10 protein-coding genes and 1 pseudogene are annotated in these 11,767 nt (G+C 73.7%); 8 read left to right on the plus strand and 3 right to left on the minus strand.

The window, feature by feature from the left end; genetic code table 11:
• Positions 1-648: pseudogene (locus tag QL983_RS07470) on the minus strand (M3 family peptidase); the annotation flags it as partial.
• Positions 649-747: 99 nt separating this feature from the next.
• Between QL983_RS07470 and QL983_RS07475 the strand changes: the two are divergent.
• From QL983_RS07475 to QL983_RS07510, 8 genes are all read left to right on the plus strand, one after another.
• Positions 748-1,509: a YebC/PmpR family DNA-binding transcriptional regulator gene (locus tag QL983_RS07475; protein ID WP_271437969.1), complete on the plus strand. Its 762-nt coding sequence runs from the start codon at positions 748-750 to the stop codon at positions 1,507-1,509.
• A gap of 47 nt (positions 1,510-1,556) precedes the next feature.
• Positions 1,557-2,192: a crossover junction endodeoxyribonuclease RuvC gene (ruvC, locus tag QL983_RS07480; RefSeq protein WP_290152116.1), complete on the plus strand. Its 636-nt coding sequence runs from the start codon at positions 1,557-1,559 to the stop codon at positions 2,190-2,192.
• A gap of 80 nt (positions 2,193-2,272) precedes the next feature.
• Entirely contained in the window at positions 2,273-2,917 is a 645-nt protein-coding gene (gene ruvA / locus QL983_RS07485) for a Holliday junction branch migration protein RuvA (protein WP_049147639.1), read from the plus strand.
• Positions 2,914-3,936: a Holliday junction branch migration DNA helicase RuvB gene (gene ruvB / locus QL983_RS07490; RefSeq protein WP_095353336.1), complete on the plus strand. Its 1,023-nt coding sequence runs from the start codon at positions 2,914-2,916 to the stop codon at positions 3,934-3,936. The genes ruvA and ruvB overlap by 4 nt, the downstream gene beginning before the upstream one ends.
• A 60-nt stretch (positions 3,937-3,996) precedes the next feature.
• Positions 3,997-4,434, plus strand: a complete 438-nt coding sequence (yajC, locus tag QL983_RS07495) for a preprotein translocase subunit YajC (protein WP_144862042.1) — start codon at positions 3,997-3,999, stop codon at positions 4,432-4,434.
• A gap of 70 nt (positions 4,435-4,504) precedes the next feature.
• Positions 4,505-6,343 carry a protein translocase subunit SecD gene (gene secD / locus QL983_RS07500; RefSeq protein ID WP_290152121.1) on the plus strand — a complete coding sequence of 613 codons (1,839 nt, stop codon included), beginning with the start codon at positions 4,505-4,507 and terminating at the stop codon, positions 6,341-6,343.
• Positions 6,340-7,380 (plus strand): protein translocase subunit SecF, encoded by a 1,041-nt coding sequence (gene secF, locus QL983_RS07505; protein WP_282962988.1) that lies wholly within the window; start codon positions 6,340-6,342, stop codon positions 7,378-7,380. Before secD ends, secF begins: the two co-directional genes overlap by 4 nt.
• 127 nt (positions 7,381-7,507) lie before the next feature.
• Positions 7,508-9,787 carry a bifunctional (p)ppGpp synthetase/guanosine-3',5'-bis(diphosphate) 3'-pyrophosphohydrolase gene (locus tag QL983_RS07510; protein ID WP_095694638.1) on the plus strand — a complete coding sequence of 760 codons (2,280 nt, stop codon included), beginning with the start codon at positions 7,508-7,510 and terminating at the stop codon, positions 9,785-9,787.
• Between the two features lie 11 nt (positions 9,788-9,798).
• On the opposite strand, the gene QL983_RS07515 is transcribed toward QL983_RS07510, so the two are convergent.
• A complete protein-coding gene (locus tag QL983_RS07515) occupies positions 9,799-10,416 on the minus strand; it encodes a hypothetical protein (protein WP_041103664.1) in 618 nt (205 codons plus the stop codon).
• Between the two features lie 85 nt (positions 10,417-10,501).
• Positions 10,502-11,767 (minus strand): DUF349 domain-containing protein (locus tag QL983_RS07520; RefSeq protein WP_290152127.1); only part of this gene is annotated, 1,266 nt, incomplete at its 5' end.

The following is an 11,767-nucleotide window of genomic DNA, read 5'->3' on the forward strand; positions in this document are numbered from 1 at the left end:
CACGCGCCGCCTCGTCGCGGACACCGCGGCCAGGTCGTCCTCGCTCAGACCGGCCAGGCGCTCGCGGTCCGTGACGAGCACGGCGCGGGCCGCGGTGTCCGCGACGAGGCGGCGCGTGTAGGCGGCCGAGAGGGACGCCAGCTCCGTGTTGATCCCGCGCAGCTCCTCGCGCGCGGCCTCGTCCAGGTCCGCCCCCGCCAGGGAGAGGCGCAGGCGCAGCGCCTCCAGCAGGCGGGCGTCCTCGCCCGTGAGGCCGCCGTCGTCGATCGCCGCGACGCGCGAGGCCAGCCGCGGGTCCAGCAGGATCGCGTCCTCGTGGGCCGCGAGCTCGGGGGAGAGCTCCTCGGCCAGGGCCTGCCGCGCGTCCGTACCGTCCGAGCCGACGAGCGTGAAGAACATCGCGGCGGAGCGGCGCAGCAGCTGGCCGGACAGCTCGAGCGCACGGACGGTGTTCTCGAAGGTCGGCGCCGTGGCCGCCCCGAGGATCTGGTCGACCTCGGCGCGCTGGGCCGTCATGCCCGCGCGCACGGCTTCGGCCAGCTGCGCGTCGGAGACGGCGGAGAAGTCGGGCAGCCCGTAGGGCAGGTCGGAGGGGGTCGCCAGCGGGTGGTCGGCGGGCAGGACGGAGGACGCGGAGGTGTGGGTCATGGGCGCGAGTGTAGTCAGCCGTGATCCGCACCACCCCACCGGGCGTCGCTAGACTGGGCGGTCGAGCCAGCAGACGAGATCCAGACCTGAGGAGGCGTGATGGCAGGACATTCCAAATGGGCGACCACCAAGCACAAGAAGGCCGTCATCGACGCGCGGCGCGCCAAGGCGTTCGCGAAGTACATCAAGAACATCGAGGTCGCGGCGCGGGCCGGCGGCCCCGACGTCGCCGGCAACCCCGCGCTCGATCTGGCCGTGTCCAAGGCCAAGAAGGCCTCGGTGCCCAACGACAACATCGACCGCGCCGTCAAGCGCGGCGCCGGCCTGACCGGCGAGGTCATCGACTACGCCGAGATCATGTACGAGGTCCGCGGCCCCCAGGGCTCCGCGCTGCTGGTCGAGTGCCTGACCGACAACAAGAACCGCGCCGCCGCGGACGTGCGTGCGGCCGTCACCCGCAACGGCGGCACCATGGCGGACTCCGGCTCCGTCTCCTTCCTCTTCGAGCGCAAGGGCCTCGTGCGCCTGCCCGCCGACGGCAACACCGAGGACGGCCTGCTCGAGGCCGTGCTCGAGGGCGGCGCCGACGCCGAGGAGGTCGTCCTCTCCGGCGACTCCTTCGAGATCCTCTCGGACCCCTCCGACCTGCAGTCCGTGGCCAAGGCCCTCGACGAGGCGGGCGTGGAGTACGAGTCCGACGAGCTCGAGTTCGTCCCCACCATGAAGGTGGACCTGGACGCGTCGGGCGCCCGCACCTTCCTCAAGCTGGCCGATGCGCTCGAGGACCTCGACGACGTCCAGAACGTCTTCTCGAACGTGGACATCGCCCCCGAGGTCCTCGCCGAGCTCGACGAGGACTGATCGCGCTGAGCGCGCGCCGGCCCGCCGACGTCGTCCGGATCCTCGGGGTGGACCCGGGGCTCACCCGCTGCGGGATCGCCGTGGTGGACGTGGACGCGCGACGGCGGGCCGCGCTCGTCCACGTCGAGGTTGCGGGCACCCCGCCCACCGCCTCGCTCGACCAGCGGCTCCTGCGCATCGACGAGGCCGTCTCCGCGGTCCTCGCCGCGCACCGGCCCGACCGCGCCGCCGTCGAGCGCATGTTCGCGAACACGAACACGCCGACCGTGCTGGGCACGGCCCAGGCCGCGGGCGTGGCGATCGCCGCGGCCGCACGCGCCGGCGTCCCCGTGGGCCTGCACACCCCCTCCGAGGTCAAGGCCGCCGTCACCGGACACGGCGACGCGGGCAAGGAGCAGGTCACCACGATGGTCACCCGGATCCTCCGCCTCGACGCCCCGCCGCGCCCGGCCGACGCCGCCGACGCCCTCGCCCTGGCCATCGCCCACGGCTGGCGCGGCACCGCCCTCGGCGCGGCCGCCGGCCAGACCGGCCTCGACACCGCAGACCTCGCCTCCCGGGCGGGGCGCTCGCAGTTCGCCGCCAAGGCGCCCGCGCGCGCCCGCCCGCGGGGCCAGCTCACCGCCGCGCAGCGGGCCTGGCTCGACGCCGAGCGCTCGGCGGGCGGCGGGCGTCGCCGGTAGGCCGCTGCCGGGCCGGCGTTCGATGATATGTTCGAATCCGCGCCGACCGGCGTCCGTCCGTCCCGACAGGAGGGCCCCTCATGATCGCCTCGCTCAGCGGCACCGTCGAGCACGTGGCCCTCGACCGGGCGGTCATCGCCGTCGGCGGCCTGGGTGTGCAGTTCTCCGCCACCCCGCAGACGCTGTCCACCCTGCACGAGGGCCGGCCGGGGGCGGTGCAGACCCACCTCGTGGTCAAGGAGGACGCCCTGACCCTCTACGGCTTCGCGGACCGCGACGAGCGCGAGGTGTTCGAGGTGCTCATCACGGCCAACGGCGTGGGTCCCCGCCTCGCCCTGGCGATCCTCTCCGTCCACCACCCCGAGACCGTGCGCCGGGCGGTCACCGAGGAGGACGAGAAGACCCTCACCCGCGTGCCCGGCATCGGGCCGAAGATGGCGCGCAAGATCATCGTCGAGCTCTCCGGCCGCCTCGCGCCCACCGGGGAGCCGGTGCCCGAGGCGGAGGCCGAGGCGAGCGCCGAGCCGACCGTCGAGGCGCTCTGGCACGCCGACGTCGTGCAGGCGATGGCCGGCCTGGGCTGGTCCGAGAAGGAGGCGCTCAAGGCCGTCGAGGCCACCGTGGCGGCCCGCCCGGAGCTGGACGAGGGCCGCGACGTCGCCGCGCTGCTGCGCGCCACCCTGCGCGACGTCGGCATGGCCGGCGCGGTGCGAGGCGGGCGATGAGCGCGGAGTCCTCACCGCTGTCCGCGGCGGCCGTCGACCCGGAGGAGCGCCGGCTCGAGGTCGCGCTGCGCCCCAAGCACCTGGACGAGTTCGTGGGCCAGATGCGCGTGCGCGAGCAGCTGGACCTCATGCTCGCCTCCGCCCGGCTGCGGGACCGCGCCGCGGACCACGTCCTGCTCTCCGGCCCGCCCGGGCTCGGCAAGACCACGCTGGCGATGATCGTGGCCGCGGAGATGAACGCCCCCCTGCGGCTGTCCTCCGGCCCCGCGATCCAGCACGCGGGCGACCTCGCGGCCATCCTGTCCTCGCTCACCGAGGGCGAGGTGCTCTTCCTCGACGAGATCCACCGGATGTCCCGCCCGGCCGAGGAGATGCTCTACATGGCCATGGAGGACTTCCGCGTGGACATCGTGGTGGGCAAGGGCGCCGGCGCCACCTCGATCCCGCTCGAGCTGCCGCCCTTCACGCTCGTGGGCGCCACCACGCGGGCCGGCCTCCTGCCGGGGCCGCTGCGCGACCGCTTCGGCTTCACGGGCCACCTGGACTTCTACACCGAGGAGGAGCTCGAGCGCGTCCTGCGCCGCTCCGCCCTGCTGCTGGACATGCGGCTGGCCACGGAGGGGTACCGGCAGATCGCCCGGCGCTCGCGCGGCACCCCGCGCATCGCCAACCGGCTGCTGCGCCGGGTGCGGGACTGGGCGCTCGTGAAGGGGCTGGCCGAGGTCGGCCCGCACGACGCCGCCGCCGCCCTGGACATGTACGACGTCGACGGGCGGGGCCTGGACCGGCTCGACCGGTCCGTGCTCACCGCCCTGTGCACCACGTTCGGCGGCGGGCCCGTGGGGCTCAGCACGCTGGCCACCGCCGTGGGGGAGGAGGCCGAGACCGTGGAGACCGTGGCCGAGCCCTTCCTCATCCGCGAGGGCATGGTGGCGCGCACCCCCCGTGGCCGCGTCGCGCTGCCGGGGGCCTGGGAGCACCTGGGCCTCGCCGCTCCAGAGGCCACGCCGGGGCCGTGACGCCCAGGGCGGGCCCCTACACTGGACAGGCCCGCCCACCCCGAGCATCAGGAGTCCCCCATGCCCGTCGCCACCGCCGCGACCCTGCCCGTGATCGCCCAGCAGGCCCAGGGAGGCGGTGGCAGCTTGCTCATGCTCTTCGCCTTCGCCCTGCTCGCGGTGATGCTCTTCCTCTCCTTCCGCAAGGGCAAGAAGATGCAGCAGCAGCAGGCGCAGATGCGCAGCACCCTCGCCCCGGGCCTCGAGGTCATGACCGGCGCCGGCATCTTCGGCACCGTCGTGGCCGTGGACGCCGAGGCCCAGCGGGTGACGCTGGAGACCGCCCCGGGCACGCGCATGGACGTGCACCTGCAGGGCATCACCACCGTCGTGGAGCCCGAGACGGCCGCCGCGGCCGCCGCGCCCACCACGGACCCGTCGCGTCGGGATGACGCCCCCGGCACCGAGTACCGCGCCGACGACGCCGACCCGCGTCCGCGCCGCGACGACCTGGCCTGAGGCCCACCCACCCCTGCACACGCGGCCCCGCCTGGCGGGGCCGCTCGGATGTGACGGAAGCACCTGAGCAATGGCGAAGAGAACACCCTCCGGCTCCGCCGGGCGCACCCTGACCTGGCTGGCCGCCCTCCTCGTGGTCCTGGCCGCGATCCTCGGCGGGGGCGTGGCCTCCGGCGCGGCCTCCTGGGCTCCCAAGCTCGCCCTCGACCTCGAGGGCGGCACGCAGATGGTGCTGGCCCCCGAGACCTCGACGGGCGAGTCCGTCACCCCCGAGCAGCTGGACCAGGCCGTGGAGATCATCCGCCAGCGTGTGGACGGCTCCGGCGTGGCCGAGGCGGAGGTCGCCACGCAGGGCTCCCAGAACGTGGTCGTCTCCCTGCCCGGGGTCCCGGACGAGGAGACCCGCCGCCTGATCCAGGCGTCCGCGGACATGCAGTTCCGCCCCGTGCTGCAGTCCGGCCCGGGGGAGGCCACCCCCGAGGACCAGCGCCTGCCAGAAGACCAGCTGCCGAAGCCCGACGGGGAGCCGGCGGACGCCTACGACCCGAACTGGGTCACCCCGGCCCTGCTGGCCGAGTTCCAGGCCACGGACTGCACCGCCCCGCGGGACCCGGCCGCGCCCCCGCCGCCGTCCGACCGGGCGATCGTCGCCTGCCAGCCCTCCGAGGAGCTCGCCGACGGCGCCGTCACGCCGGCCCAGAAGTACATCCTGGGCCCCGTGGTCATCCCGGGCACCCAGATCAAGGGCGCGTCCAACGGCATGGCCCAGGCCCAGGGCGGCGTCTCCACCAACCAGTGGGTCGTCAACATCGAGTTCGACGAGGAGGGCACCAAGGCCTTCACGGAGGTCACCCAGAAGCTCACCCCGTACCCCGAGGGCGACCCGCGCAAGCAGTTCGCGATCCTGCTGGACGGGGACGTGATCTCCGCGCCGCAGTCCAACGTGGTCATCACCAACGGCAGCGCGCAGATCAGCGGCCCCACCCTGAACGAGCAGACGACGGCGCAGTTGGCCGAGCAGCTCAACTACGGCTCCCTGCCGATCTCCTTCTCGATCGAGTCCGAGCAGCAGATCTCCGCCACGCTCGGCCGGGACCAGCTCTTCTGGGGCCTGATCGCCGGCCTGATCGGCCTCGGCCTCGTGGCCGTGTACCAGTTCTTCCAGTATCGGGCCCTGGGCCTTCTGACCTTCGCCTCGATCATCGTGGCGGGCGTGCTGACGTGGCTGACCATCGCGATCCTGGGCTGGACGGACAACTACCGCCTGTCCCTCGCGGGCATCGCCGGGCTCATCGTGGCGATCGGTCTGACGGCGGACTCGTTCATCGTCTACTTCGAACGCATCAAGGACGAGCTGCGCGCGGGCCACACCGTGCCCGTCGCCGTGCACGAGGGCTGGAAGCGCGCCCGGCGGACGATCACCGCGTCCAAGGCCGTGAACCTGCTGGCCGCCGTCGTGCTGTACTTCGTGGCCGTCGGCAACGTGCGCGGCTTCGCGTTCACCCTCGGCCTCACCGCGATCGCCGACCTGATCGTGGTGTTCATGTTCACCCACCCGCTCATGGTGCTGTTGGCCCAGACCCGCTTCGTGGGCGAGGGACACCCGATGTCCGGACTGGACCCGTCGCTGCTGGGCGGGCCGTCCCTGTATCAGGGCGCCGGCCGCTTCCGCGAGCCCGCCCACGCCCCCCGCACCGGGCTCCCGGCGGAGGACTCCGACGAGCCGGCTGACGCGGCGGCCGCCGACGACGCGGCGGCCACCGACGCCCCGCGCCCGCTCGTCGCGACGGGCGCCCCCCGCGCGGGCTCGTCCGCCCGGGGGGGCGGCCGCCGCTCGCGCACCGCGCCGCCCATGACGATCGCCGAGCGACGCCGCGCCGAGCGCCGCCGCCAGGAGGAGGACCAGTGAACCGCTTCGCCGACTGGGGCAACGCCCTCTACTCGGGCCGCATCTCCTACCCGTTCATCCAGCGCTGGCGGTGGTGGTTCGCCCTCGCCGCCCTGCTGCTCGTCCTCGCCGGCGGCCTGACCGCCCTGCGCGGCGGCTTCAACCTCGGCATCGAGTTCCGGGGCGGCTCCGAGTTCACCGTCTCGCAGACGGCCTCCACCGACGTGGCCGCGGGCGAGCGCGCCGTGACCGACGTGCTGGCCGACGGCCACGCCACCGTCACGAACGTCGCCCCGGGCACCGTGCGCGTCCAGACCGAGCAGCTCGACGACGCCCAGACCCGAGCCGTGGCCGCGAACCTGCAGGAGGCCTACGGCGTCGGCCAGGACCAGGTGACCTCGACCTTCGTGGGGCCGACCTGGGGCGCCGCGGTGTCGCAGCAGGCCCTGATCGGCCTGGTGATCTTCGTGGTGCTCGTGACCCTGTTCATGGCCGTGTACTTCCGCACCTGGAAGATGTCCCTGGCCGCCGTGCTCGGCATGCTCTACGTGGTCGCGCTGACCGCCGGCATCTACGGCGCCACCGGCTTCGAGATCACGCCGTCGGCCATCATCGGCTTCCTCACGATCCTGTCGTACGCGCTCTACGACACCGTGGTGGTCTTCGACAAGATCCGCGAGAACACGATCGGGGCCGAGGAGGACCCGGAGCGCTCCTTCGTCGAGAACGTGAACCTCGCGGTGAACCAGACGCTCGTCCGGTCCATCACGACCTCCGTCGTCGGCATCCTGCCGGTCGGCTCGATCCTGTTCATCGGCGCGGGGCTGCTCGGTGCCGGCACGCTGCGGGACATCGCGCTCGCGCTGTTCGTGGGCATCATCGTGGGCACCCTGTCCACCCTGTTCCTCCAGGCGCCCCTGTACGCCCTGCTGCGCCGCAACGACCCGGACGTGCGCGACCACGACGCCCGGGCCGCGGCCCGCGCCACCCGGGAGCGTGGCTCAGACGCGGTCACCGATCCCGACGTCGCCCCCTGGGACGACGGCGCGCGACTCTGACGGAGCCGCTGCGGCCCCGGCACGGGCCCCGGCGGTCTTTCTGGGGCGGGGCGGGACGGGCGCGGGTAGACTCGCCGATCATCCCGGCCGGAGCGGTCGGGGCCGCACGAGTCAGGAGGCGTGGCCCATGAGCGAGCAGGACCCCACCCGCGCCCCGGTCCGGCCCCGCAGCCGGATCGCACGTCTGACCGGCCGGCACGCCACCGAGTACTCGCCCCTGCTCGAGCCGCTGATGCGCACGGTGCGGCAGCGAGCCACCAAGACCGAGCTGGCCGAGATCGTCCGCGCCTTCGAGGTCGCCCGCGCGGCACACGAGGGGCAGATGCGGCGCTCCGGGGACCCGTACATCACCCACCCCGTCGCGGTCGCCACGATCCTGGCCGAGATCGGCGTGACGGGCCCGACGCTCCTGGCGGCCCTGCTGCACGACACCGTGGAGGACACGGACTACTCCCTGGAGCGCCTGCGCGCCGACTTCGGCTCCGAGGTCGCCCTCCTCGTGGACGGGGTGACCAAGCTGGACAAGGTGACCTACGGCGCCGCGGCGCAGGCCGAGACCGTGCGCAAGATGGTCATCGCGATGGCCCAGGACGTGAACGTCCTGCTCATCAAGCTCGCCGACCGGCTGCACAACGCGCGCACGTGGCGGTACGTCTCCCCGGAGTCCAGCGCCCGCAAGGCCCAGGAGACCTTGGACATCTACGCCCCGCTGGCCCACCGGCTCGGCATGAACACCGTCAAGTGGGAGCTCGAGGACCTCTCCTTCGCCGCCCTCAAGCCCAAGATGTACGCGGAGATCGTGCGCCTCGTGGGGGAGCGGAACCCGGAGCGGGAGAAGCACATCGCGGCGCTGCGCACCGTGATCGAGGAGCACCTGCGTGAGCACCGGATCCGGGCGACCGTCACCGGACGGCCGAAGCACTACTACTCGATCTACCAGAAGATGGTGACGCGTGGGAAGGACTTCGACGACATCCACGACCTGACGGGCATCCGGGTGCTCGTGGACTCCGTGCGTGACTGCTACGCCGTGCTCGGCGTGATCCATGCCCGCTGGAACCCGGTCCCGGGCCGGTTCAAGGACTACATCGCGGTCCCGAAGCTCAACATGTACCGCTCCCTGCACACCACGGTGATGGTGCCGGGCGGCAAGCCGGTGGAGATCCAGATCCGCACGCAGGAGATGCACCGCCAGGCCGAGTACGGCGTCGCCGCGCACTGGCGGTACAAGGCCCAGGCCGCCGGCCAGGCGCCGGTGCAGGCCACGCCGGCCTGGCTGCGCTCGGTGATGGACTGGCAGGCGGACACCCGGGACCCGGACGAGTTCCTCGCCTCGCTGCGCACCCAGATCGGGGCGGACGAGGTGTACGTCTTCACGCCGAAGGGGGAGATCCGCACCCTGCCGGCGGGCTCCACGCCCGTGGACTTCGCCTACGCCATCCACACCGACGTCGGCCACCGCACCATCGGCGCCCGGGTCAACGACAAGCTCGTCCCGCTGTCCACGCCGCTCAGCCACGGCGACACCGTGGAGGTCTTCACCTCGCGCGCCGAGGACGCGGGGCCGAGCCGGGACTGGCTGGGCTTCGTGGTCTCGCCGCGCGCCCGGTCCAAGATCCGTCACCACTTCGCCACGCAGCGCCGCGACGAGCAGGCCGACCGGGGACGCGAGTCGCTGACCCGTCAGCTGCGCAAGGCCGGCATGGCCGTGCAGCAGGTGCTCGGCGGCGAGGAGCTGGTGCAGGTGGCCACGGATCTCGGCTACGCGGACCTCGACGGGCTGTTCGTGGCCCTCGGCGACGGCCACGTGTCCGCCCAGTCCGTGCAGGAACGCGTCGCGGAGCGCCTCGCTCCGCCGACGCCGACGCAGGCCGAGCCGGAGGGCGAGCTGACCGTCGGCGAGGTGCACCTGCAGGAGCTGGTCCCGGCCCAGTCGCGGCGCGCCCCCGCGCGGGCCACCAACGACGCCGGCGTGCTCGTGGACGGCGACGGCGGCGTCATGGCCAAGCTGGCACGGTGCTGCAACCCGGTGCCGCCGGACGCCATCGACGGGTTCGTCACCCGCGGCTCCGGGGTCTCCGTGCACCGGGTCGACTGTCCCAACCTGGCGACCCTGCTCGCGCAGGAGCCGGAGCGCCGCACCCCGGTCAGCTGGGCGCCGTCGCGGGACACCGTCTACCTGGTGGAGATCCAGATCGAGGCGCTGGACCGCAAGTCGCTGCTCTCCGACGTCACACGGGTCCTCTCCGAGAACCACGTGTACATCCTCTCGGCCTCCGTGAACACCACCCGCGACCGCGTGGCGATGAGCCGGTTCGTCTTCGAGATGGGCGACCCCCGGTTCCTCGGCCACGTGATCGACGCGGTGCGCCGCATCGACGGCGTCTTCGACGTGCACCGCACCTGAGCCTCCCGGCCTCAGTCGGGGACGTCCAGCGCCGCCAGCAGCGCGCCCAGCCGGCGCCGGGCCGCCACGACGCCGGCACGGCGGGTCCGGCGGGCCAGCCGCTCCCGCAGCCCGGCGGCGCCGTGGGCGCCGATCACGGCGGCCGCGCGCCGCGCCGCATCCGGGTCGGCGCTGAGCAGCAGGTCTTCGACTGTCCGGGCGGGCGTCGTGACCCGCACGGGGCCGAAGCGGAGCACGTCGTGCTCGGCGGGGGCGACGCCCGTGGCATCGGCCGCGACGTCCGACTGCGTGAGCGTCCAGGGCAGCAGGCCCCCGCCGGCGGGGCGCCGGTGGAAGTGCGGCACGGCAGCGTACAGCCGCCCGGGCGCTGCGCCGCCGGCCAGGATCCAGGCCGCCGACGGGCCGATCGCGGTCCAGCCGGCGGCCAGGAGCGGGCCGCCGAGGGTCCACAGGGCAGCGGCCCGGACCGCGGGATCCTCCGCGGCGTCCGGCCGCGCCCACACTCCGGGCAGCAGCGGCCGCACGGCGCCCCGCGCGCCGAGCGCCTGCAGCTCCGGCTCCGTGAAGGGGTCGCCCGCCAGCACGAGCGCCCCGGTCGGGGCGGTCTCCTCGATCGTCACGGTCGTCATGCCTGGAGCCTGCCAGAGACGGGGACGCCCCCGCGGCCGCCTGTGGACAGGCGGGCCGCGGGGGCGTGCTCGAGACGGGTGGGGCTCAGCGGAGCTCGGAGGCCGAGGCCTCGAGGGCCTGCTTCCACTGCAGGCGCGCGTCGAGCGCCTCCTGGGCCTTCTTGACGGCGCGCTGGTCGCCCCGGGCCTGGGCCCGGGCGAGATCCGCCTCGAGCCCGGCGATGGTCTCCTCGAGCTGCGTGAGGGCGGAGTTCGTGCGGGCCTTGGTCTCCGGGTCGGTGCGGCGCCAGTGCTCGTTCTCCGCCTGCTTGAGGGCGTCCTCGAGCTTGCGGAAGCCCTCCTCCATGCGACGGACGTCCCCGCGGGGCACGCGGCCGGCATCCTCCCACCGCCCGCGCAGCTCGTTGAGCGCGCGCCGTCCGGCCTTGACGTCCGTGAAGGGGAGCAGCTTCTGGCCGTCGGCGAGGATCTGCTCCTTCACCTTCAGGTTGGCCCCGTACTCGCGGTCGATCTCCTGGTTCGCGGCCTTGCGGGCGGCGAAGAAGACGTCCTGGGCGGCGCGGAAGCGGGCCCAGAGGGCGTCGTCCTCCTTGCGGGAGGCCCGGGGGGCGCGCTTCCACTCGTCCATCAGGTCGCGGTACTTGCCGGCGGTCACGCCCCAGTCGGTGGAGGTGGACAGCTCCTCGGCACGGGCGATGAGACGCTCCTTGACCTGCTTGGCCTCGGCCGAGGCGGCGTCCAGCCGGGAGAAGTGGGCGCGGCGGGTCTTGTCGAACGCGGTGCGGGCGCCGCGGAAGCGCTTCCACAGGTCGTCCTCGACCGACTTGGCCAGACGCGGACCGGCCTTCTGGGCGGCCTTCCACTCCTCGAACAGCTCCGTCATGCGCTTGGACGCGGTCTTCCAGGGCATCCGCTCGGCCGGGGTCTGGGCGAAGGTCTCGGCCTCGGCGACGATGGCCTCGCGGGTGGCCAGCTGCTCGGCCTGGGCGGCCTGCCGGGCCTCCTGTTCCGCGGCGCGGTAGTCGCCCAGGAGGGTCTCCAGGGCCGCCAGGCGGGTGCGGAGGGCGTCCATGTCGCCGACCATGTGGCGCTCGTTCACCGCGGTCGTCATCTGACCCAGCGCCCGGCCCAGCTCACTCGAGGGGGCGCCGGCGGCGATGCGCTGCTCGAACAGGGCCATCTGGGCGCGCACGTCGTCGTACTTGCGCACGAAGTACGCCAGCGCGTCCTCGGTGCTCGCGTCCGGCACCTGGCCGACCGCGTGCTCCTCCTGCCCGTCCAGCAGCGTGACGTGGCCGTCCTCGCTCACCCGGGCGAACCTGGCGGCCTCCTCCACCGGGGTGGGCGGCAC

This window comes from Micrococcus sp. APC 4021, from assembly GCF_030407635.1.
GTDB lineage: Bacteria > Actinomycetota > Actinomycetes > Actinomycetales > Micrococcaceae > Micrococcus > Micrococcus luteus.